Source organism: Streptomyces sp. NBC_01506 (assembly GCF_045040295.1).
In the GTDB taxonomy this organism is placed as follows: domain Bacteria; phylum Actinomycetota; class Actinomycetes; order Streptomycetales; family Streptomycetaceae; genus Streptomyces.
This window is the reverse complement of record NZ_CP109422.1, coordinates 3070977-3093584: the sequence shown is the minus strand read 5'-3', so window position 1 is coordinate 3093584 and position 22608 is coordinate 3070977. Positions and strand designations below refer to the sequence as shown.

The 22608-nt window shown below is 68.2% G+C and carries 16 protein-coding genes; 6 read left to right on the top strand and 10 right to left on the bottom strand.

The window, feature by feature from the left end; translation table 11 throughout:
- Positions 1 to 59 precede the first annotated feature (59 nt).
- The 6 genes from OG329_RS13195 to OG329_RS13170 all read right to left on the bottom strand — a co-directional run bounded on the left by OG329_RS13195 (position 60) and on the right by OG329_RS13170 (position 8287).
- The gene (locus tag OG329_RS13195) at positions 60 to 1907 is read right to left on the bottom strand and encodes a GH39 family glycosyl hydrolase (protein ID WP_405795107.1); all 1848 of its coding nucleotides are present in this window, start codon (positions 1905 to 1907) and stop codon (positions 60 to 62) included.
- A gap of 116 nt (positions 1908 to 2023) precedes the next feature.
- Positions 2024 to 2986 (bottom strand): carbohydrate ABC transporter permease, encoded by a 963-nt coding sequence (locus OG329_RS13190; protein ID WP_405795105.1) that lies wholly within the window; start codon positions 2984 to 2986, stop codon positions 2024 to 2026.
- Positions 2983 to 3963, bottom strand: a complete 981-nt coding sequence (locus OG329_RS13185) for a carbohydrate ABC transporter permease (protein WP_405795103.1) — start codon at positions 3961 to 3963, stop codon at positions 2983 to 2985. The genes OG329_RS13190 and OG329_RS13185 overlap by 4 nt, the downstream gene beginning before the upstream one ends.
- 5 nt (positions 3964 to 3968) lie before the next feature.
- The gene (locus OG329_RS13180) at positions 3969 to 5210 is read right to left on the bottom strand and encodes a sugar ABC transporter substrate-binding protein (protein ID WP_405795101.1); all 1242 of its coding nucleotides are present in this window, start codon (positions 5208 to 5210) and stop codon (positions 3969 to 3971) included.
- Positions 5211 to 5449: 239 nt separating this feature from the next.
- Positions 5450 to 6517 (bottom strand): LacI family DNA-binding transcriptional regulator, encoded by a 1068-nt coding sequence (locus OG329_RS13175; protein WP_405795099.1) that lies wholly within the window; start codon positions 6515 to 6517, stop codon positions 5450 to 5452.
- 111 nt (positions 6518 to 6628) lie between these two features.
- Positions 6629 to 8287, bottom strand: a complete 1659-nt coding sequence (locus OG329_RS13170; RefSeq protein WP_405795097.1) for an MFS transporter — start codon at positions 8285 to 8287, stop codon at positions 6629 to 6631.
- A 115-nt stretch (positions 8288 to 8402) separates the two neighbouring features.
- Here OG329_RS13170 and OG329_RS13165 point away from each other — a divergent pair, with 115 nt between their 5' ends.
- Positions 8403 to 9323 carry a TetR/AcrR family transcriptional regulator C-terminal domain-containing protein gene (locus OG329_RS13165; RefSeq protein ID WP_405795095.1) on the top strand — a complete coding sequence of 307 codons (921 nt, stop codon included), beginning with the start codon at positions 8403 to 8405 and terminating at the stop codon, positions 9321 to 9323.
- A gap of 52 nt (positions 9324 to 9375) precedes the next feature.
- Here OG329_RS13165 and OG329_RS13160 read toward each other — a convergent pair whose 3' ends face one another.
- The 4 genes from OG329_RS13160 to OG329_RS13145 all read right to left on the bottom strand — a co-directional run bounded on the left by OG329_RS13160 (position 9376) and on the right by OG329_RS13145 (position 13395).
- Positions 9376 to 10260 (bottom strand): succinate dehydrogenase/fumarate reductase iron-sulfur subunit, encoded by an 885-nt coding sequence (locus tag OG329_RS13160; protein WP_405795093.1) that lies wholly within the window; start codon positions 10258 to 10260, stop codon positions 9376 to 9378.
- Entirely contained in the window at positions 10257 to 12182 is a 1926-nt protein-coding gene (locus OG329_RS13155) for a fumarate reductase/succinate dehydrogenase flavoprotein subunit (protein WP_405795091.1), read from the bottom strand. The genes OG329_RS13160 and OG329_RS13155 overlap by 4 nt, the downstream gene beginning before the upstream one ends.
- A gap of 21 nt (positions 12183 to 12203) precedes the next feature.
- A complete protein-coding gene (locus OG329_RS13150; protein ID WP_405795089.1) occupies positions 12204 to 13025 on the bottom strand; it encodes a hypothetical protein in 822 nt (273 codons plus the stop codon).
- A 130-nt stretch (positions 13026 to 13155) separates the two neighbouring features.
- The gene (locus tag OG329_RS13145; protein ID WP_405795087.1) at positions 13156 to 13395 is read right to left on the bottom strand and encodes a hypothetical protein; all 240 of its coding nucleotides are present in this window, start codon (positions 13393 to 13395) and stop codon (positions 13156 to 13158) included.
- A gap of 321 nt (positions 13396 to 13716) precedes the next feature.
- Here OG329_RS13145 and OG329_RS13140 point away from each other — a divergent pair, with 321 nt between their 5' ends.
- From OG329_RS13140 to OG329_RS13120, 5 genes are all read left to right on the top strand, one after another.
- Positions 13717 to 16200 (top strand): ABC transporter substrate-binding protein, encoded by a 2484-nt coding sequence (locus OG329_RS13140; protein WP_405795085.1) that lies wholly within the window; start codon positions 13717 to 13719, stop codon positions 16198 to 16200.
- Between the two features lie 333 nt (positions 16201 to 16533).
- Entirely contained in the window at positions 16534 to 18420 is a 1887-nt protein-coding gene (gene typA, locus OG329_RS13135; protein WP_405795083.1) for a translational GTPase TypA, read from the top strand.
- 499 nt (positions 18421 to 18919) lie between these two features.
- Positions 18920 to 20563, top strand: a complete 1644-nt coding sequence (locus OG329_RS13130; RefSeq protein ID WP_405795081.1) for an ABC transporter substrate-binding protein — start codon at positions 18920 to 18922, stop codon at positions 20561 to 20563.
- Between the two features lie 148 nt (positions 20564 to 20711).
- The gene (locus OG329_RS13125) at positions 20712 to 21638 is read left to right on the top strand and encodes an ABC transporter permease (protein WP_405795079.1); all 927 of its coding nucleotides are present in this window, start codon (positions 20712 to 20714) and stop codon (positions 21636 to 21638) included.
- A complete protein-coding gene (locus tag OG329_RS13120) occupies positions 21631 to 22608 on the top strand; it encodes an ABC transporter permease (RefSeq protein ID WP_405795077.1) in 978 nt (325 codons plus the stop codon). Before OG329_RS13125 ends, OG329_RS13120 begins: the two co-directional genes overlap by 8 nt.

Here is a 22608-nt window from a genome sequence, read left to right as displayed (position 1 = left end):
TGCTGGTTCGGGGGCCGACGGCGGTCAGGTGCCGCCGACCCCCGGGAATGTGGGGTGGATCAGGCGCGGGCGAGACGCAGGAAGCGGATGCCCGGGTTGGGCAGCGGGACGGTCAGCGTCGCCGTGCCCGTGTCGTCGGTGAGTACGGGCGCGAGGGGTTCCTCGGGCAGTTCGTCGGCGGACCGCAGCTTCGCCCACTGGGGATCGTCGGGCCAGTCGCCGCCGCCGAGGTCGTTCCAGACGGCCTGGATGTTGGAGTGCTGCGCGTCGACCCGGCGGGAGAGCGCGGCGTAGGTGGTGTCCGGCTCAAGTCCCTCGATCCGCACGGTCGCCGTGCGGTCCAGCAGCGTGGTGCCGTCGATCTTGGACTGGTCGAGCGTGCCGTTCCAGAGCAGTACGTCGACGGTGGAGCCGTCGTCGGCGCGGGTGGCAAGGGACTCCACCAGCGCTTCGGCGCCGTCTCCGCCGACCGCCGCGGGGACTCGCCCGCCGACGAGTTGGGACAGGAGGTACAGCGCCCAGAACCGCGGCTTGCGCAGATTGCCGACCGTGAGCAGACCGAATCCGCCGTGGAAGAGGCGGGGCGGCCAGCCCAACTCCTCGAACTGGTCGGAGGCGACCCAATAGGCGAGCGCGTCGGTGGACGCCAGGGCGCTTTTCATGCCGCGCAGGACGAACGGAGCGGCGAATACGGAGTCGCTGACCCGGTGGAAGTGGGTGGGGGTGACGCCCCACTCGGTCCACAGGATCTCCGGCTCTGGCCTGCCGGTCGCTTCCGCGAACGCGCGCGTCATCGGACGGAAGTCCAGTGGGGCGTTGCCGTAGGTATGGGTGGAGATGAAGTCGATGGGTACGTCGCGCTCCTGGCAGTACTCAAGAAGCGCGCCGACCCAGCCCGCCGCCGCGGAGGACGGGCCGCCGACCCTGATCCGTTCGTCAACACCCTTCACGGCGCGGACGGCGACCTCGTAGAGCCGGTGGTAGTCGTCCTGGGTGCCGTTCCAGAAGACCTCCAGATTGGCCTCGTTCCAGACCTCGAACTCCCAGCCCGCGACGGTGTCCCTGCCGTACCGGTCCTGGAGGTGGACGGTCAACTCGCGGCAGAGATCGCCCCAGTGCTCCCACACGGCGGGCTTGGACACCAGGGCCTGATAGTCGAAGACCGTGTAGTGCGGATCGGCGGCGAGTTCCTTGGGCATGAAGGAGAGTTCGACGACGGGTTGGAGACCGGTGGCCAGGAATCGGTCATAGACCGCGTCCAGGCCGGAGAAGTCGAAGGAGCCGTCGGGCTGGACGGTCAGCGTCTCCGGGAGGAAGGTGCCGTGCGCCCGGACGGAGCGGACGCCGATCTCGTCGCGGACGATCTCCAGGGCGCGCGCGTACTCCTTCGCGACGTCCGAGCCACCGGCGCCCGGCTTGTCCCAGGTCAGCAGCGAGAAGTGCTCGGCGCCGATCATCCTGTTCCAGACCCCGGGGAGGGGAGTGGCGGGTGCCGCCGCGTCCACGGTGACGGTGACCGGGGCGGGGCTGGATCCTGCGGCTCTGGCGCAGCCGGGGGCCGGTGCGGAGAGGGCGCCGGCCCCGGTGTCGGACCAGGTGGCGACCTTGTAGAAGTAGCCGTGGCCAGGCTCGGCGAGGGTGTCGGCGTACGGGGGATGGGGCACGGCGAGCACATCGCCGCCGAGGTGGTCGAGCGGTTCGTAAGGCCCCTCGACGGAGTCGGCGCGGTGCACGAGATATCCGAGCGCGCCCGCGACCGGCTGCCAGGTGAGCAGCACATGGCCGGTGCCGTCCTCGGCGGACAGGCCGCCGGGGGCGGGGAGTTCCCCGATGCCGGTGAGCCGCTGATCGCTGGGTTTCCCGATACGGGTCTCCCAGTCGGCGCGAGCGGTGGACTTCTCGGTCATGGTGGTACAAACCTTTTCGTCGGTGAGTGCGCGGCGCTACAGCGGCGTGGGCGTCGGCGTCGGCGTCGGAGCCGCAGTACGCGCCGGGGAGGGGGCTGGAAGGGCTGAGGCGGTGGCTACTTCATGCCGGTGGTGGCGAGGCCCTGGGTGAAGTGCCGTTGCAGGACGATGAAGACCAGCAGCACCGGCAGGATGATCAGGAGGGAGCCGACCATCAGCATGCCGTTGGAGCCGGCCGACTGGTTGGGGTCGGTGGCGAAGGTGGCGAGCGCCACCGGGAGGGTGTATTTCTCCGGGTCGTTCGTCGCGATCAGCGGCCAGACGAAGTTGTTCCAGGAGCCCAGGAAGATCAGGATCGAGAGCGTCGCCAACGCCGGTTTGACCAGCGGCATCGCGATCCGCCAGAAGATGTACCACTCGCCGGCGCCGTCGATGCGGGCCGCTTCCAGCAGTTCGTCCGGGATCGACTGCATGAACTGCCGCATCAGGAAGACGCCGAATGCCTGGGCGGCGAACGGCAGTACCAGCCCCGCGTAGCTGTCGATCAACTGGAGCTTGCTCATCAGGACGAAGAGCGGAAGCAGCATCAGGTTGCCGGGCACCATCAGGGCGGCGAGTACCAGCGCGAAGACCTTGTTCCGGCCGCCGAACCGCAGTTTGGCCAGCGCGTAGCCCAGCATCGAGCAGAACACCAGATTGGAGACGGTCACCAGGACGGCCACGGTGAGGGAGTTGAAGAAGTAGAGCGGGATGTCGAGACGGTCGAGCAGTTCCCCGAAGTGCTCAAAGGTCCACTCGGTGGGGATCCACACCGGTGGGTTGGCTGTCAGTTCCTGGTCCGTCTTGAAGGCCGACAGGCCCATCCACAGGAAGGGCGCCACCATGAGCAGCAGGCCGATCGAGAGCAGCACATAGACGCCGGACTTCCTCAGCCGTCCGCCGCTCGATGTCGGAACGGAATCGCCGGCCCTGGGGCCGGACCAGCCCGGACCCCGGGGGTCCTTGGGACCCCTGGGGTCCTCCGGGCCGGTGGGTACGGAGGGCGGGGGCGGTGGTGTGGTGGTGCGTGCGGCGCTCATTTCGTGTTGTCCTTCAGCAGACGGAGCTGGAGCACCGTGATCGCCATGATCACGACGAAGAGCACATACGCCATGGCGCTCGCGTAGCCCATGTGGAAGAAGTTGAAGCCCTCGCGGTACATGGCCAGCGACACGGTGAGCGTGCTGTCCGAGGGCCCGCCCTGTGTCATCACGAACGGCTCCTCGAAGACGTTGAGATAGCCGATGGTGGTGATGACCGTGGTGTAGAGCATCGTGGGCCGCAACAGCGGGACGGTGATGCGGCGGAACTCCTGCCAGGTGCTCGCGCCGTCCAGCCGCGCCGCCTCCCGTACCTCGGGCGGAATGGCCTGGAGACCCGCGATGAAGAGCACCATGACCGTGCCGAGATTGCGCCACACGGCCATCACGATCAGCGAGGGCATGGCAAGTGCCTCGGAGCCGAGGAAGTCCGGTGAGGTCAGGCCGACTTCGGAGGCGAGGCCCGCGATCAGTCCGTCGGACGGGTCGAGGACGAAGCGCCAGACGACCGCGATCGCGACGATGCTGGTCACGACCGGGGCGTAGAAGCCGACGCGGAAGAAGGTACGGGCCCGGTCGATGCCGTTGTTGAGCAGGACGGCGACGCCGAGCCCGAGGCATACGGTCAGCGGTACGCCGACGACCACGAAGTACGCGGTGTTGAACAGCGCCTTGAGGAACTTCTCGTCGTCGAGCAGCTTCGTGTAGTTCTCCAGGCCGATGAACTCCGCCGAGAAAGGATCGGTGACATTGCGCAGACCGAAGTCCGTGAAGCTCATGACGAGCGTCGCGACGATCGGCAGAGCCATGAAGACGGCGAAGAGCACCAGGAAGGGGGTGGAGAACAGCCAGCCGGCCAGGTGCTGCACGGCGACGGGCTGCCGCTTGCCGCGGTTCCGTCCGCCGGGCGGGGGGTGTGCTCCCGGCCCGGTCTTCATCGGGGCCGCTTCGGCGGCCGGTTCGGTCGTGGCGCTCATGACGACTACTTCACAAGCCCTTCAATTTCGGACTGGGCCTTCTTCGCGGCGTCCTCGGCGGATGCCTTGCCCTGGGTCACCTGCGAAATGGCGTCGTCGGCCTTCGAGGAGATCTCCGTCCACTCGGGCATGACCGGCCAGGACTGGGCGGTCTCCATCTGCTCACGGAAGATCTTGAAGTTGGCGTCGGCGGCGAGTTCGCCGGAGTCCCAGGCGCTGGTGTTGGCCGGCAGGTCGCCCGAGCGCTTGAACCAGTCCTTCTGGCCCTCGGTACTGGTGAGATAGCTGAGGAACTGGGTGGCGGCTTCCTTGTGTTCGCTGTCCTTGGAGACGACGAGGCTGGAGCCACCGGCCATGGAGACGGAGCCCTGGTCGGCCGGGACGTTGGCGATGGCCCACTTGCCCTTGAGGTCCGGGTAGTTGTCGTTGATACCCGCCATGGTCCAGGGACCGGAGTAGAACATCGGGACGTCGCCGGTGTTGAAGTCCTTCAGGACGTCGTAGCCGGGCTGGAAACTCTTTGTGGACAGACCCTTGTCGAAGTACGTGCCGTACTCGTTGAGGGCCCGCACGGTCTCCGGGGTGTCCATGGCGGCCTTGCCGTCGGAGACGATCGCGCCGCCGGCCGAGTACAGGAAGGGGTACCAACTCTGTACGGCGTCCAGGCCGCCGGGCTGGAAGTAGATGCCCCACTTCGTGCCGGCCTTGTCCTGGAAGTCGGTGGCCGCCTGCTGGAGTTCCGGCCAGGTGGTGGGGGGCTTGGTGATGCCGGCCTTCTTGGCCAGGTCGGTGCGGTAGTAGAGGACGCGGGTCTCGACGTACCAGGGGACGCCGTAGGTCTCGCCGTCCGCGGTGCCCTGATCCCAGGCGACCGGGAAGAAGGTGTCCTTCTTGAAGGTCTTGGTGTCGACCGGTTCGAGGACGCCGAGTTCGACGAACTCGCCCATGTAGCTGCTGCCCATCTGCGTCACGTCCGGCAGGGTGCCGGCGGCAGCGGCGGATATCAGCTTCTGGTGGGCGACGTCCCAGCCGATGGGGGTGACCTTGACGGTGATGTGGGGGTTCGCGTCCTCGTACACCTTGGCCACCTCGGCGAGCTTCTCGCCCTCGGCGCCCATGGCCCACACGGTGAGGGTCTGCTTCTTGTCGGCGGCGACCCCTTCGCCCCCCGAGCTGCCGCATGCGGTTATTCCGGCGGCCATCGTGAGAGCGATGGCGGCAGAGGCGGTTCTGGCGGTGCGATGCATGGACGGCTCCTCCTTGAGCTCACCGATGTATGCGCTGCCTGTAAGCGCATACATCACTCTGCTGCAGGCCTTTCGGGAACCGCAAGAGGGGCTTTGGTCACACTCGTGCAACATGTAGGACATCCGGAACGCCCGCCTCCGCAGGCTAGATGGGCAGTTTGCGTTGCGGAAGTAGTTGCGGTGATTCCGGTTGTGGCGCAGGCGCGGAAACCGCGCCTGCGGGCTCGCGGGGGCGTTCCTCAGGCGCAGCCGCAGCTTGTGCGGCGGGCCACCGAGACCGGGAGCATCAGCGACACCGGGTCGCGGGTGGGGTCCGCCAGGCGCTGGATCAGGAGCTCAACCGCCTCCTCGCCCAGGCGGCGCATCGGCTGGCGGACCGTCGTCAGAGGCGGCCGGACCATCCGGCTCAGCGGGATGCCGTCGAAGCCGGTCACCGCGATGTCGTCGGGCACCCGCACCCCGCGCCGTTCCAGCGCGTGCAGCGCGCCGATCGCCATCTGGTCGTTGGCGAAGAGGATCGCCTGTGGCCGTTCGCGCCCGGCGGCGGCGCGGTCCAGGAGCGCGTCGGTCGTCCGTTCGCCGTCCGCCTGCGTCATCATCTCGCCGCGCAGGTCCGGCTCGTCGGCGACGGGGAGGCCGGCCTCCCGGCACGCCTCCTGGTAGCCGCGGAACCGCGCCTCCGCGTCCGGCGACTCCCGCTGGCCGCCCACGAAGGCCAGTCGGCGCAGCCCGTGGTCACGGATCAGATGGCGGGCCAACTCCCGTTCCCCGTCGGAGTTCGCCACCTCGATGTGGTCGAGGTGGTCGATCTCGCGTGGCCCGGCCAGCATCACCACCGGGAGCCGCCGCGAGATCACCTCAAGGTCCTCGGTGGGCACGGTCCTCGCCAGTACGGCGAAGCCGTCCACCCGTCCCGCGACCTTGGCCACCAGGCTCTCCGGCCCGCCCACCAGCGAGGCGGCGATCAGCAGCGCGTACCCGTGCCGCCGCGCGGCCCGTTCCATACCGCGGATGATCTGGTCGGAGTAGAGCATCACCGCGGAGTCGTCGGCCTCAGCCTCCGCCTCCGCGTCGGTCTCGGCGTCCGGGTCCGCGTAGTCGGGAAAACAGAGTCCGAGGACGCCGGTGGTCCGGCTGGCCAGACCGCGGGCATTGCCGCTCGGTACGTACCCGAGCGCGCGGGCGGCCTCCAGCACACGGTCGCGGGTCTGGGCGCGTACGGAGTCCGGATTGCGGTAGACCCGCGAAACCGTGGCAATGGAGACGCCGGACCGCTCGGCGACGTCGTACACCGTGGGGGCACTCAACCGATCCGACCGTCCGCTCTCGCCGCTCTGACCCTTGACGGGTGACGTTCTCCGTAGCCATGTCACGCCTGCTCCACCTGGCCACACACCCACCGCTGTGTGTAAGCGCATTCACTCTAGGACGCCGGTCTGTGCACGAGCAAGGTCGCCCTCCTCCACGGAGCCCCGCTCCAGGCCGTCCCCGTCCCCGCCCCCGCCCCCGGCCCCGGTCTTGCCCGTGGCGCGCCCGGCCGTGCCCCTCAGCGCCACGAACGAGAAGGCGGCGGCCCCCACCATCACGACGGCCGCGCCGACCGACGCCAGTGCCATCCCCTGGGTGAACGCGTCCCGCGCCGCCGCCAGCACGCCGGCGCCCGTCTCGGCCGGGAGCCGGACCGCCGCGGCAGCCGCGCCGCCCAGCGTCTCCCGTACGGCGTCCGCCTCCCCGCCCGGCAGCGCGGCGACGACATCGGCTGGCAGGGCATCGGCCATCTCCCGGCTGTAGACCGCCGCCCCGACCGAGCCGAGGACGGCCATCCCCAGCGCCCCGCCCAGTTCCTGGCCCGATTCGAGTACGGCGGCGGCCGAGCCCGCGCGCTCGGGCGGGGCGGCGCCGATGGCGAGTTCGTTGGCGAGGGTCATGGCGGCGACCAGACCACCCACATAGATGCCGCCGGCCACCAGGCAGAACCAGAGCGCCGAGTCCGTCCGGACCTGGGTCAGCCAGAAGAAGCCGGTCGCCGCGAAGATGAAGGCGCCACCCATGACGTACGCGCGGTCGGTGCGCTGCGCGAGAACCGTCGCCACCGGCGCGGCCACGATCACGCCCGAAGCCGGTACGAGACTCCACAGCGCGGCTTCGAACGGGCTCAGACCTTGCACCGACTGGAGGTACTGGGTGAGGAAGACCGCCATGCCCACCGTGGCGAACATCGCGAGCAGATTCGCGAACACCGGCCCCCCGAAAGCCCGTCGCCCCAGCAGATCGAGGTCGATCATCGGGTGGGTGAGGCGCCTCTGGCGGCGTACGAAGACGTGGGCGAGCACCAGCCCCAGGACGACGGCGAGGGCGGGCACCGGTGCGAAGCCGTGCTGGGCCCACTCCTTGATGCCGTAGATGACCGTGAGCAGGGCGGTCAGTGAGAGCGCCGCGCTCACCAGGTCGAACGGATCACGTGCCCCCTCGGTACCGGAGTCCGCCGTCCTGGACTCCGGCACCAGGAACGGCACCAGTACCAGCAGCAGCACCATCGCCGGCAGGTTGATCAGGAAGACCGAACCCCACCAGAAGTGTTCGAGCAGCAGCCCGCTGACCACCGGCCCGAGCGAGATACCGGTGGTCATGACGGCCGTCCAGATCGTCACGGCCCGGCCGCGCTGCCTCGCGTCGTGGAAGAGATTGCGGATCAGCGCGAGTGTCGACGGCATGAGGGCGGCACCGCCGAGTCCGAGCAGCGCGCGGACGGCGATGAGGGCGTCGGCCGAGTGCGCGTACGCGGCGGCGACCGAGGCCGCGCCGAAGACCGCAGCGCCCGCGAGCACCAGCTTGCGCCGGCCGATCCGGTCCCCCAGCGCGCCCATCGTGATCAGCAGCCCGGCGAGTACGAAGCCGTACATGTCCAGGATCCACAACTGCTGGGTGGCGCTGGGCTCCAGATCCTGGCTGACGAACGGGATCGCGAAATAGAGGATCGAGATGTCCATCGAGACGAGCAGCAGCGGCAGCATCAGGACGCCGAGGGCGATCCATTCCCTGCGGCCGGCGAGACCGGGTGCGGGTGAGTTCTCCATGGCCGGTACGTAATCGACTTCGCGCGTACGCCGCAAACAGCGGCCTAGTGCACCAGCCTAGAAGTCCAGTCCACACGGTGATTCGGCACCGCGAGCGCACTAGTACGGTGGGTATGTGCCCATCGATCCGCCCTACCTCCGCATCGCGGCCGAACTCCGCCGCCGTATCGCCTCCGGGGAGCTGGCGCCCGGCGACCGAGTGCCGTCCACCCGCCGTATCACCCGGGAGTGGGGTGTCGCGATGGCGACCGCGACCAAGGCGCTCGCCGTGCTCAGCCAAGAAGGGCTGGTGCGGGCGGTACCCGGCGTCGGCACGGTGGTCGCACAGCCCGACCGCGCCGAAGGCTTCGGCCGCCCCACCCCCACCCCCGGCCTCAGCCGCGATCGCGTCGTACGCGCGGCCATCGCGCTCGCCGACGCCGAAGGGCTGGGCGCGCTGTCGATGCGGCGCGTGGCCACGGAGTTCGGTACGTCCACGATGGCGCTGTACCGCCATGTCCCCAGCAAGGGTGAGCTGGTCCGTCTGATGTCCGAGGCGGTGTTCAGCGGCGGGCCGTCGGGGCCCGCGCCGACCAACTGGCGCGCGCGGCTGACACGGGAGATCCGCTGGCTGTGGACCCAGTACGAGCGCCATCCCTGGCTGGCCCGTGCCATGGCGGGACTGACCCGGCCGCATGCCTCACCGCACGCGATGAGCTACACGGAGCGGGTGCTGGCGATCGTGCGCGAGCTGGGCCTCACGCCGTACGCGACGATCTACACCCATCTCGCGCTGCTCAGCTACACCCAAGGCGTGACGATGGCGGTCGAGTTGGAGTCGCAGGCGCGGCAGGACACGGGGATGACGGCCGATGAGTGGCTCGCGGCCGGCGAGGCGCGCATGGACGCGGTCCGCCTCACGGCCGACTATCCGGTCCTGTCGACCTTCTTCGGGGAGGCGGAGTTCGACCTCGAACTCGGCTCGCTCTTCGAGTTCGGGCTCGAACGGATGCTGGACGGCATCGAGTCTCTGGTCGAGCGGGAACGCGAGCGGTAGAGCTGCCGACCGCGAATCGCCGGACGGGCCGAGCCCGTCCGGCGACCCACACTCAACCGCTGTTCGTACGACGGCGGATCTTGTCGCCCAGCCAGACCAGCGGGTCGTACTTCTTGTCGGCCACCCGCTCCTTGAGCGGGATCAGCGCGTTGTCCGTGATCTTGATGTTCTCCGGGCAGACCTCCGTGCAGCACTTGGTGATGTTGCAGTAGCCGAGCCCGTGCTCGTCCTGCGCGGTCCGCTGACGGTCCAGACCGGTCTCCTCGGCCGCGTCCAGCGGGTGCATGTCCAGCTCGGCGACCCGCATCAGGAAGCGCGGCCCGGCGAACGAGGTCTTGTTCTCCTCGTGGTCCCGGACCACGTGACAGGTGTCCTGGCACAGGAAGCACTCGATGCACTTACGGAACTCCTGCGAGCGTTCCACGTCCACCTGCTGCATCCGGTACTCGCCCGCCGCGACGCCCGGCGGTGGCACGAACGCCGGTACCTCCCGCGCCTTCTGGTAGTTGAAGGACACGTTCGTCACCAGGTCCCTGACGACGGGGAAGGCCCGCAGCGGGGTGACGGTGATCGTCTCCTCGCGGCTGAACGTGGACATCCGCGTCATACAGAGCAGCCGCGGCCGGCCGTTGATCTCCGCACTGCACGAACCGCATTTGCCCGCCTTGCAGTTCCAGCGCACCGCCAGGTCGGACGCCTGTGTCGCCTGGAGGCGGTGGATGATGTCGAGGACGACCTCGCCCTCGTTCACCTCGACGGCGAAGTCCTTCAGATCGCCGCCCTCCGCGTCGCCCCGCCAGACCTTGAACGTGGCTGTGTAGGAGGTCGACGAGGCCGTCGCGGCCGATGCGCCCGGCGACGGGTACGGATCGGACGGATCGGACGAGCCGGACGGTGCGGGGGATGTGCTCGGAGTCGGAGTCGTGCTGGCACTCACTCGTGGAGCTCCTCTTCGGCGAGGTACTTGACCAGCTCTTCCTTCTCGAAGAGGTCGAGCAGGTCGGGACGGATGGGCTCGGTCGTCTTCCGTGAGAGGTCGACCCGGCCGTGCGTGGGGTCCGTCGACGGGTCCCGCGCGGAATCGCTCAGTCGGCAGTGCAGATTGACCCGGCGCCAGTCGAGAGCCATGCCGGGCCAGTCCTCGCGGGTGTGACCGCCACGGCTCTCCGTGCGCTCCAGCGCCGACCGGGCGATGCACTCGCTGACCAGCAGCATGTTCCGCAGGTCGATGGCGAGGTGCCAGCCGGGGTTGAACTGCCGGTGGCCCTCCACCCCGGCCCGCCCCGCCCGCAGTCGCAGGTCGCCCAGCCGCTCCAGCGCCTGCTCCATCTCGCCCTCGCGCCTGATGATGCCGACAAGGTCGTTCATCGTCTGCTGGAGCTCCTGATGGACGCTGTACGGGTTCTCCGGCGCGCCGCCGCCTTCCGGTGCCTCGGCGCCGAACGGCCGCAGCGCCTCGGTGGCCGCCGCGTCGATCTGGTCCTCGTCCAGGGCGGGCCGTGTGGTGAGCGCCGTCGCGTACTCGGCCGCGTGCAGTCCGGCGCGCCTGCCGAAGACCAGCAGGTCGGAGAGCGAGTTGCCGCCCAGCCGGTTGGAGCCGTGCATCCCGCCCGCGACCTCGCCGGCCGCGTACAGACCCGGGACGCCCAACGTGGCGGCGGTGTCGGAGTCGACTGCGATACCGCCCATCACGTAGTGACAGGTGGGGCCGACCTCCATCGCCTCCGCCGTGATGTCGACGTCCGCCAGCTCCTTGAACTGGTGGTACATCGAGGGCAGTCGGCGCTGGATGACCTCGGCCGGCATCCGCGTGGACACGTCCAGGAACACACCGCCGTGCGGCGAGCCCCGGCCCGCCTTGACCTCGGAGTTGATGGCACGGGCCACCTCGTCACGGGGCAGCAGCTCGGGCGGACGCCGGTTGTTGTCCGGGTCGTCGTACCAGCGGTCGCCCTCGTCCTCCGACTCCGCGTACTTCTCCTTGAAGACGTCCGGGATGTAGTCGAACATGAACCGCTTGCCTTCGGAGTTGCGCAGCACTCCGCCGTCGCCCCGCACCGACTCGGTGACGAGGATCCCCTTCACCGAGGGCGGCCAGACCATGCCCGTCGGGTGGAACTGCACGAATTCCATGTTCAGCAGCGGGGCACCGGCGAGCAGCGCCAGCGCGTGCCCGTCGCCCGTGTACTCCCACGAATTCGACGTCACCTTGAAGGACTTGCCGATGCCGCCGGTCGCGAGGACGACGGCGGGCGCCTCCAGCACGAAGAAACGGCCGGACTCGCGCTCGTAGCAGAACGTGCCCGAGACCCGCTCGCCCTCCTTCAGTACGGAGGTGACGGTGCACTCCTGGAAGACCTTCAACCGGGCTTCGTAGTCACCGAATTCACGGAAGTCCTCCTGCTGGAGGGCGACGATCTTCTGCTGGAGCGTACGGATCAGCTCAAGGCCGGTGCGGTCGCCGACGTGCGCGAGACGTGGATACTCGTGCCCGCCGAAGTTGCGCTGGGAGATCTTCCCGTCCGCCGTGCGGTCGAACAGCGCGCCCCAGGTCTCCAGCTCCCAGACCCGGTCCGGCGCTTCCTGTGCGTGCAGTTCCGCCATCCGCCACTGGTTGAGGAACTTCCCGCCGCGCATGGTGTCGCGGAAGTGGACCTGCCAGTTGTCCCCGGAGTTCACATTGCCCATGGAGGCGGCGATACCGCCCTCGGCCATCACCGTATGGGCCTTGCCGAAGAGTGATTTGCAGATGACAGCGGTACGGGCGCCACGCTCACGCGCCTCGATGGCGGCCCGCAGACCCGCTCCGCCCGCGCCCACCACCACGACGTCCCACTGCTCGCGTTCGAGTTGCGTCATTGCTGAAGGCTCTCCCTAGCACTAAAAGAGGCGCGGATCGTCGAAGACCCCGCTCGCGAGCAGATACACGTAGAAATCGGCGAGGGCGACACTGATCAAGGAGGCCCAGGCGAGCTCCATATGACGATGATTCAGCTTTCCGACCCAGCCCCACAGCCGGTAGCGGACCGGATGCTTGGAGAAGTGCTTCAGCTTGCCGCCGATGACATGGCGGCAGGAGTGGCAGGAGAGGGTGTACGCCCAGATCAGCACGATGTTGACGACCATCAGGATCGTGCCGAGGCCCATGTGGCCCCACTCGTAGTCCGAGTTGCGGAAGGCGAGCGCCGTGTCGTACGTGAGGATGGCCGCCACCGGCACGGCCGCGTAGAAGAAGTACCGGTGGATGTTCTGGAGGATCAGCGGGAAGCGCGTCTCGCCGGAGTACTTCTTGTGCGGTTCGGCGACGGCGCAGGCGGGCGGCGAGGCCCAGAAGCCGCGGTAATACGCCTTGCGGTAGTAGTAGCAGGTCATCCGGAAGCCCAGCGGGAAGATCAGGATGATCACCGCGGGGGACAGACCCCACCAGCTACCGAAGATCTCCAGGTTGGGGCCGCCCTTCATCGGCTCGCAATTCTCCGCGAGACAGGGCGAGTAGAAGGGTGAGACGTACGGGGCCGCGTAGTAGTGGGCGTTCCCGAAGGCCCGCCAGGTCGAGTAGACGACGAAGGCGAGCAGACCCGCCGCCGTGATGGCGGGAGACAGCCACCAGCGGTCGGTCCGCAGATGGCGGGCGGTGATGGCGGCACGCGAGGTGTCGTGCACGCCCGTACTCAGTTGGGGTCGTTCCGTACCTGTTGCCAACGAAAACTCCGTATGGAGATGGAGTGGGATCGGGTGGGGGGTCGAAGGGCCGGGTGGCGGTCGAAGGGCCGGAGCGGGGAGGGAAGGGCCGGGACGGCTGCCCTGTCAGGGCGGGACTTCGAAGACCGTCCTAGGGCGCGCGCCGGTCCCGTAGGCCCAGCCCCTCGTCGTCCGAATCCGTCCACAGCGCCGCGTTGTACGGCGCGTCGGGGATCGTGACCACTTCCGGACGGTCCTTGGGCGCGGGCTTGGAGGGCGCGGTCGGTACGGCCTCGTTCAGCCGGCTGACTGTCCGCTCCAGGTCCGCTACGCGTTGAACGAGCTCATCGATACGACGGTGGACTGCTGTCAGATCTTCCGGCTGGGACATGACTTGCCCTCACTTCCGCAGGGGAGCGATGCCATCGGTAACGCGCCTGCGAGTGTCGCTTGTCACATCCCCGCTTGTGAAGGGACGTGCAGGGAATCCCGGCGCATACGTCAGCCGTGCGCTCCGCGTCGTTGATGTCGCGCCCCTCCATTTTCGCCCTTTCGGCGGGCCCGTGTCCCGCTTCCCGCTGACCCGTACGGGTGGGTTTCGGACGTTCGGCCGCCGTGTCGCAGTGATCGTCCGGAATCGGTCCACTTCAGTGGGAGGGCAATAGGTGTGATCATCTCTAAATTCCACAAACAGGACGAAGAGGTAGAAGTCATGTCCCAGGTCGGCGCCCCACGCGGGAGGACATGCTCCCGGACCACCCGCTCCGTCGCACTACTCACCACCGGCGTGCTCGCACTGCCCGCGCTCGCCTCGTGCAGTTCGGGTGACGAGCGGAGCGAGGTCCCGGTCGCCGTCCAGGACGTCGGGGCGGCGGCACGGGACCGGATCGCCGACGGGGGAACGCTGCGCTGGGCCGTCGACACGGTGCCCACGACCCTCAACACCTTCCAGGCGGACGCCGACGCCACGACGTCGCGCATCGCCGGAGCCGTACTGCCCACCCTCTTCACGCTCGACAAGAAGGGCCGTCCGCAGCGCAATCCGGACTATCTGGAGTCGGCGAAGATCGTCGAGCGCGAGCCGAAGCAGGTCGTGCTCTACAAGCTCAACCAGCAGGCGGTGTGGAGCGACGGACGCGAGCTGGGCGCCCCGGACTTCGTGGCCCAGTGGCGCGCGCTGAGCGGCAAGGAATCCGCGTACTGGACCGCGCGTAACGCCGGGTACGAGCGGATCCAGAAGATCGAGCGGGGCGCGAACGACCTCGAGGTCCGGGTCACCTTCAACAAGCCGTACGCCGACTGGAAGGGCCTCTTCAGCCCGCTGTATCCGAAGGGTGTGACGGGGGCGCCGAACTCGTTCAACGACGGCGCGCGCGCCAAGCTCAAGGCAACGGCGGGGCCCTTCCAGCTCAAGGAGCTGGACCGGGCGGACGGCGAGGTGACGCTCGTCCGCAATCCCCGCTGGTGGGGCGCGCGGCCGAAGCTCGACACGATCGTCCTGAGCGCCGTGCCGCGCGACAAACGCGCCGCCGCGCTCGCCGCGGGCACCCTCGACCTCGCCGAGATCGACAGCCCGGCGGCGCAGCGGATCGACGAGGCCGCCCGCGACGACAAGAGGGGCAACGGAGCGCAACCGCAGACCGGCATCGGCCAGGAGCCCGGTACGGCCTCGCCCTCGGGCACCGCCTCGCCGTCCGGCACAGCGTCGCCGTCCGGTACGGCTTCGCCCTCCGGTACGGCGTCGCCGTCCGCCGCACCAGGTCCCGGCCAGGAGCCGCAGGGTCTGCGGGCCTATGTCGTACGGAAGTCCCTGGAGCCCGCCTTCACCCAGCTCGCGCTCAACGGGGAGACCGGACCGCTCGCCGACGAGCGGGTACGGCGCGCGGTGGCCCGCGCGCTGGACCGCAAGGAGCTGGCCGAGGCCGTACTGAAGCCGCTCGGCCTGCCGGCGCACCCGCCCGGCAGCCATCTGGCGCTGGCCGGGCAGCACGCGTACGCGGACAGCAGCGACGCGCTCGGGGACCAGGACACGCAGGAGGCGCAGGCGCTCCTCGCGGACGCGGGCTGGACGCCCGGTGGCGCTTTGAAGAAGGACGACGGTACGAAGGCCGGGAGCGAGGCCGACGCCGACAAGAAGAAGGACAGGACCGCGAAGGAAGACGAAGACAAGGACACCTCCAAGAAGGAGGACGCCACCAACCAGGAAGACAAGGACAAGGACAAGGAATCCGGTGCGACGGACTCCGGTTCCGTTTCGGAATCGGAGAGCGCGTCGGACGACGGCGCGTACATCGTCGGTGACAACAAGCCCGGACGCGGCGCCCCCCTCTCCGAGAGCGGCACCCATGTCATCGCGCCCGCCCCCGGCACCGCCTTCCAGCGCGCGGTCCTGACCCGGCAGGCCGAGTCCCGGGACGACTCGGACGTCAACGCCCAGGACCGGCAGCCGGGCGGTGGCGGCATGGCCGGCGCGTACGCCCCGAGCGGTACGGCGGCGCCCTCCGCGTCCACCTCCGCTTCCGCGTCGACCTCAGCCTCATCCTCCGCGTCGACCTCGACCACGGCCTCCGCGTCCGCCTCCGCTTCCCCCCTGCCCGGCCCGCTCGGCAAGGACGGCAAGCCCCTCACCCTCCGCTTCGTCCTCCCCTCCGGCCCCGGCTCCGAACAACTGCGTACCGTCGGCCAGAAGATCTCGAGCATGCTCGACCGCGTCGGCATCCGTACGGAGATCACCAAGGTCGCCGACGCCAGCTACTTCAAGGACCACATCGCGTCGGGCGACTACGACCTCGCCCTGTACTCGTGGCCCGCGACCGCCTATCCGGCGACCGACGGCCGGCCGATCTACGCCAAGCCCGTCCCCGCCTCCGACGGCTCGCTGCTGGTGGAGCAGAACTACACCCGCGTCGGTACGGACCACATCAACCAGCTTTTCGACCAGGCGGCCTCCGAGCTGGACGAGAAGGCGGCCCGCGATCTGCTCCGGCAGGCCGACGCCCGTATCTGGGCGGCGGCCGGGTCCATCCCCCTCTACCAGCGCCCGCAGCTCGTGGCGGCCAAGCCGGCCGTGGCGAACGCCGGCGCCTTCGCCTTCGCCGCCCCGCGCTACGAGGACATCGGCTTCAAGGACCCCGCCAAGAACGGCCCGGAGCAGTCGGCCACCCCCGGAAGCGGCCGGGAAAGCGACAAGAAGTAGAAGGGCAGCGGTAGCACAGAAGAAGAAACGGAGAGAACCGGCAGGTCAGACCCAGGAAGCCGGACGATTCACTTGCCCGCCGGGCCCACCGGCGGGCAAGATCGTGTGTACCCCCTGACCCGGGCCGTTCCACACCCCCGCAGCACGTCCCCGCAGCCCCACACACCAGCCGCCCCACCCGCGCCGCCCAGCGCCCCCGCCTCTTGTCGCAGCGGCCCCGGAAGCCCCGGACGCGCCAGCCCCGTACGATGGGTACGGCCGTGGCGTGTCCGCCCGGCAGGCGTACGAGGAAGACAACGCCGCATCCCACGATCGAGAGAAGCGCCAGCCAGCATGCCCACGCGCCACGACATCCGTAACGTCGCCATCGTCGCCCACGTCGACCATGGCAAGACCACTCTGGTCGACGCCATGCTGAAGCAGGCCGGCGCCTTCGCCGCGCACGCCGCCGAGCACCTCGACGACCGGATGATGGACTCGAACGACCTGGAGCGTGAGAAGGGCATCACGATCCTCGCCAAGAACACGGCGGTGAAGTACCACCCCAAGGAGGGTGGTACGGGTGACATCCCCAACCTGGTCACGATCAACATCATCGACACCCCCGGCCACGCCGACTTCGGCGGTGAGGTCGAACGCGGCCTGTCGATGGTCGACGCGGTCGTCCTTCTGGTCGACGCCTCCGAGGGCCCGCTGCCGCAGACCCGTTTCGTGCTGCGCAAGGCGCTGTCGGCCAAGCTGCCGGTCATCCTGTGCATCAACAAGACCGACCGGCCCGACGCCCGTATCGCCGAGGTCGTGGACGAGACGTACGACCTCTTCCTGGACCTGGACGCGGACGAGGACCAGATCGAGTTCCCGATCGTCTACGCCTGCGCGCGGGACGGCGTCGCCTCGCTGACGAAGCCGGAGGACGGCACGGTCCCGGCCGACAGCACCAATCTGGAGCCGTTCTTCACCACGATCCTGGGCACCGTCCCGGCTCCGGTGTACGACGAGGCCGCGCCGCTCCAGGCGCATGTCACCAACCTGGACGCCGACAACTTCCTCGGCCGTATCGCGCTGTGCCGCGTCGAGCAGGGCGAGTTGAAGAAGGGCCAGACCGTCACCTGGATCAAGCGTGACGGCACGATGTCCAACGTCCGGATCACCGAGCTTCTGATGACCGAGGCGCTGACCCGCAAGCCGGCCGAGAAGGCGGGCCCCGGCGACATCTGCGCCATCGCCGGTATCCCGGACATCATGATCGGCGAGACCCTGGCCGACCCGGAGAACCCGATCGCGCTGCCGCTGATCACGGTGGACGAGCCGGCCATCTCGATGACCATCGGTACGAACACCTCACCGCTCGTCGGCAAGGGCGGCAAGGGCCACAAGGTCACCGCCCGGCAGGTGAAGGACCGCCTCGACCGCGAGCTGATCGGTAACGTCTCGCTGCGCGTCCTGGAGACCGAGCGTCCCGACACCTGGGAGGTGCAGGGCCGCGGCGAGCTGGCGCTGGCCATCCTGGTCGAGCAGATGCGCCGCGAGGGCTTCGAGCTGACCGTCGGCAAGCCCGAGGTCGTCACCAAGGACATCGACGGCAAGCTGCACGAGCCGATCGAGCGCATGACGATCGACTGCCCCGAGGAGCACCTGGGCGCGATCACCCAGCTCATGGCGACCCGCAAGGGCCGTATGGAGACGATGACCAACCACGGGTCGGGCTGGATCCGGATGGAGTGGATCGTGCCGTCGCGCGGGCTCATCGGCTTCCGTACGGAGTTCCTCACCCAGACCCGGGGCACCGGCATCGCGCACTCGATCTTCGAGGGCCACGAGCCGTGGTTCGGCGAGCTGCGGACCCGTAACAACGGCTCGCTCGTCGCCGACCGTTCGGGCTCGGTCACCCCGTTCGCGATGGTCAACCTTCAGGAGCGCGGTGTCATCTTCACCGAGCCGGGCACCGAGGTGTACGAGGGCATGATCATCGGTGAGAACTCACGCGCCGACGACATGGACGTGAACATCACCAAGGAGAAGAAGCTCACCAACATGCGCGCGGCCTCCGCCGACACGACGGAGAACGTGGTGCCGCCGCGCAGGCTCTCGCTGGAGCAGTCCCTGGAGTTCTGCCGCGACGACGAGTGCATCGAGGTGACCCCGGAGACGGTCCGTATCCGCAAGGTCGTCCTGGACCAGAAGGAGCGTGGCCGCGCGGCCTCCCGCGCCAAGCGCTGACCCACCCGGGGGCACGCCGACCCACGCGGTGCCGTACGTCTTCCCGGCCCGGCCCCGAGAGGTGCCGGGCCGGAGGTCTGAGGGCCTGTCCGCGGCGACGCCCCTACCCCCGCGACGTGGTCGGACAGTAGGCTGTTTTGCCGGAGAGGCGCCTTTCTGTCAACTCGTTTTCCGTGCCGAAACGTCCGGATAGCGGGTACCGCTCACCGGAAGCTGCGTTAACAGTCCGTTTCGCGGGTGTCTGTCTGTGCTTACTTTGTCCGGATTTCGGGCCTCGTGGATGGCTCGATGTTGTCAAAACGAGACGCGGTAAGTGTGGTTTAAGGGTCGGGCGTACTTAATAGTTGGCTGCATTGAGCTCGGGTCAATGGGTCATGCGCTGTGGGGAGCGCCGACTCACGAGCACACACACGGAGCACTGATCGACCGCCGTCAGGGGTGTCGGCGTAACGATCGGTGCCCATCTTGTTGTGACAAGTGGACTCATGAGGAGGAACCCATGCGCGGTGCCAAGAGCGCCAAGTGGGTCGCGGGTGCGATAGTCATCGCCCTGGCTGCGACCGCCTGTGGCGGCGGGGACAGCGACAGCGGCGACGACATGAAGGCGGGGAAGGCCGACCCGAATGGCATTCTGACCGCACAGTTGAGCGAGCCGCAGAACCCGCTGCAGCCGGCCAACGCCAAGGAGAGCCAGGGCAGTCGTGTCCTGAAGACCATCTTCTCCGGTCTCGTGGACTACGAGCCCGGCACCGGCGAGCTCCAGATGATCAACGCCGAGTCGGTCACCCCGAACGCCGACTCGTCCGTGTGGACCGCCAAGCTCAAGCCCGGCTGGAAGTTCCACGACGGCACCCCGGTCACCGCCGAGTCCTACGTGAACGCGTGGAACTGGTCGGCCAACGTCAAGAACAACCAGACCAACTCGAGCTGGTTCCAGGACATCAAGGGCTACGCGGACGTCCACCCCGAGAAGGGTGACCCGAAGTCCGAGAAGATGTCGGGTCTGAAGGTGGTCGACGAGAACACCTTCACGATCACGCTGACCAGCTCGGTCTCGTACTTCGCGTACAAGCTGGGTTACGACGTGTGGGCCCCGCTCCCCGAGTCGTTCTACAAGGACCCGGACGCCTTCGGCGAGAAGCCGGTCGGCAACGGCCCCTACGAGTTCGTCTCCTGGGACCACAAGAAGCTGATCAAGGTCCGTAAGTTCGATGACTACACCGGCCCGAACAAGGCCAAGAACGGTGGCATCGACTTCAAGAACTACACCACCGCCGACGCCGCCTACTCGGACCTTCGGTCGGACAACCTCGACTGGATCGAGCAGGTCCCGACCACGGCTCTCACGAGCTACAAGGACGACCTGGGCGACCGCGCGATCGACCAGGAGTACTCGGCCGTCCAGTCGATCGTCCCGGCGTTCTACACGGACCAGTTCAAGGACATCGACCCCAAGGTCGTCCAGGGTCTGTCCATGGCGATCGACCGTGACACGATCACCAAGACCGTGCTGCACGGCACCCGGTCGCCGGCTGACTCGTACGTCGCCCGCGGTGTGCTCGGCTACAAGGCCGGCGCCCTGTCCGACGTCACGAAGTTCGACCCGGCCGCGGCCAAGGCCCTCATCGAGGAGGGTGGCGGCGTCCCCGGCAACAAGATCTCCATCCAGTTCAACGCCGACCAGGACCACAAGCCCTGGGTCGACGCGGTCTGCAACAGCATCCGCAAGAGCGTCGGTGTCGAGTGCACCGGTGACTCGAAGCCGGACTTCCAGGCGGACCTGGACGCGCGTGACAACAAGCAGGTCAAGTCCATGTACCGCGGTGGCTGGGTGCTCGACTACCCGGTCAACTCGAACTTCATGCGCGACCTGTACGGCACCACCGCCGCCGGTAACACCTCGGGCTACTCCAACAAGGAGTTCGACGACCTGTCCGCCGCGGCGGACAAGGCGGCGACGCTCGACGAGACGGTGAAGATGTACCAGGAGGCCGAGCAGCTCCTGAAGGCTGACATGCCTGCCATCCCGCTGTGGTTCTACAAGAACAACTCGGGTCAGTCCCGGAACGTATTCGGCAAGATCGTTTACGGCCAGGACGGCGACCCCATCTTCACCGACGTTCAGGTGAAGGCGAAGAGCTAACAAACCGGGACCGTAAGCCGGTGCCGCCGCTCCAGGGGGAGCGGCGGCACCGGCCCGGCCAGGCCGAGGCCCGGGAGACTCCACCCCATACCCCGCGGCGGAGAAAACTACGTAGGCCATCGCCGACCCCTCACGGCATGGAGGCATGATGGGGCGTTACGTCGCCAGGCGACTGCTCCAGATGATCCCGGTGTTCATCGGGACCACTCTGATTATTTTCCTTATGGTCAACATCCTGCCCGGAGACCCGATCCGGGCGATGTGGGGCGAGAAGGCGGCAGATCCCGCCCAACTCGCCGCACTGCGGGCCGAATTCGGGTACGACAAGCCGCTGTGGCAGCGGTACATCGACTACATGCTCAACCTGTTCCAGGGTGACTTCGGCGAGACCTTCGGTCGCCGTCCGGTCGCCGAGGTGATGGGCGAGGCGTTCCCGGTGACCCTGCGGCTCACCGCCGTGGCGCTGGTCATCGAGATCATCATCGGTATCGGCCTGGGTGCCTGGGCGGGCTTGAAGGCCGGCAAGGCCGTCGACACCGGTGTGCTGATCTTCAGCCTGATCGTGATCTCGATCCCGGTGTTCGTGCTCGGCTATCTCGCACGGTTCATCCTCGCGGACGAGCTGGGGTGGGTCGCGCCCAATGTGCAGGACTCCACGAGCTTCTCGCAATTGATTTTGCCAGGCTTCGTCCTGGCGATGCTCTCCATGGCGTACGTGGCCCGGCTGACCCGCACCACGTTCGCCGAGAACCTGCGCGCCGACTACATGCGTACCGCGATGGCCAAGGGCCTGCCCAGGCGCCGCGTCATCGGTGTCCATCTGCTGCGCAACTCGCTCATTCCGGTCGTCACCTTTCTCGGGACGGACGTCGGTGGCTTCATCGGCGGCGCCGTCATCACCGAGGGCATCTTCAACGTCCAGGGTGTCGGCAACCTTCTCTTCACCGGGCTTCAGCAGCGGGAGGGTTCGACGATCGTCGGCGTGGTGACGGTGTTCGTCCTCGTCATCCTGCTGATCAACCTTCTTGTCGACCTGCTGTACGCGGTCCTGGACCCGAGGATCCGGTATGCCTGACGTGACCAAGACCCCGAACATGACCAAGACCGACGCGACCACCGACGCCCTGGCGCCGGGCGCCTCGGCCCCCGAGACCGCGGCCGAGGGCCACAAGTCGCAGGGCAAGCCCCGCAGCCTGTGGGGCGACGCCTGGTACGACCTGCGGCACCGCCCGATGTTCTGGGTCTCCTCGATCCTGCTGCTCCTGCTGCTGATCGTCGCCGCGTTCCCGGGGATGTTCACCAGCGCGGACCCCCGCGACGGAGACCTGGTCAACAACTTCCTGACCAAGCCCGAGCTGGGCAAGGTCTTCCAGCCCGAATGGTTCGGCTACGACGGCCAGGGGCGTTCGATCTACGCGCGTGTCATCTACGGCACCCGCGCCTCGATCCTGGTGGGCGTCGGCGTCACGCTGGCCGTCACCTTCGTCGGTGGCCTGCTCGGCATGCTGGCCGGCTACTTCGGCGGCTGGATCGACTCGATCATCTCCCGTATCACCGACATCTTCTTCGGCATCCCCTTCCTGCTCGGCTCGATGGTCGTCCTGAACGCCTTCACCGAGCGCAAGGTCTATGTCGTGATCTTCGCCCTGGCCTTCCTGGGCTGGACGTCGATCTGCCGGGTGATGCGCTCGTCCGTGATCACCGCCAAACAGGCGGACTACGTGACGGCCGCGCGCGCACTCGGCGCCGGCACCCGGCGGATCCTGTTCCGGCACGTCCTGCCGAACGCCATGGCGCCGACCATCGTCGTCGCCACGATCGCGCTCGGCGGTTACATCTCCGCCGAGGCGACGCTGTCGTTCCTGGGCCTCGGCCTGGCCGACCCGACCATCTCCTGGGGCATCGACATCGCCCAGGGCAGCAAGGACATCAGGGACAACCCGCACGCCCTGTTCTTCCCGGCCGGAATGCTGAGCCTCACGGTCTTCGCGTTCATCATGCTGGGTGACGCCGTCCGCGACGCCCTCGACCCGAAGCTGCGCTGA

Excerpts from the sequence above, each read along its gene's own strand:
- OG329_RS13140 (WP_405795085.1), top strand. The coding sequence starts at position 13,717 with ATGTCCCAGGTCGGCGCCCCACGCGGGAGGACATGCTCCCGGACCACC.
- OG329_RS13190 (WP_405795105.1), bottom strand. The coding sequence starts at position 2,986 with ATGAGCGCCGCACGCACCACCACACCACCGCCCCCGCCCTCCGTACCC.
- OG329_RS13195 (WP_405795107.1), bottom strand. The coding sequence starts at position 1,907 with ATGACCGAGAAGTCCACCGCTCGCGCCGACTGGGAGACCCGTATCGGG.
- OG329_RS13180 (WP_405795101.1), bottom strand. The coding sequence starts at position 5,210 with ATGCATCGCACCGCCAGAACCGCCTCTGCCGCCATCGCTCTCACGATG.
- OG329_RS13145 (WP_405795087.1), bottom strand. The coding sequence starts at position 13,395 with ATGTCCCAGCCGGAAGATCTGACAGCAGTCCACCGTCGTATCGATGAG.
- OG329_RS13120 (WP_405795077.1), top strand. The coding sequence starts at position 21,631 with ATGCCTGACGTGACCAAGACCCCGAACATGACCAAGACCGACGCGACC.
- OG329_RS13185 (WP_405795103.1), bottom strand. The coding sequence starts at position 3,963 with ATGAGCGCCACGACCGAACCGGCCGCCGAAGCGGCCCCGATGAAGACC.
- OG329_RS13170 (WP_405795097.1), bottom strand. The coding sequence starts at position 8,287 with ATGGAGAACTCACCCGCACCCGGTCTCGCCGGCCGCAGGGAATGGATC.
- OG329_RS13125 (WP_405795079.1), top strand. The coding sequence starts at position 20,712 with ATGGGGCGTTACGTCGCCAGGCGACTGCTCCAGATGATCCCGGTGTTC.
- OG329_RS13130 (WP_405795081.1), top strand. The coding sequence starts at position 18,920 with ATGCGCGGTGCCAAGAGCGCCAAGTGGGTCGCGGGTGCGATAGTCATC.
- typA (WP_405795083.1), top strand. The coding sequence starts at position 16,534 with ATGCCCACGCGCCACGACATCCGTAACGTCGCCATCGTCGCCCACGTC.
- OG329_RS13155 (WP_405795091.1), bottom strand. The coding sequence starts at position 12,182 with ATGACGCAACTCGAACGCGAGCAGTGGGACGTCGTGGTGGTGGGCGCG.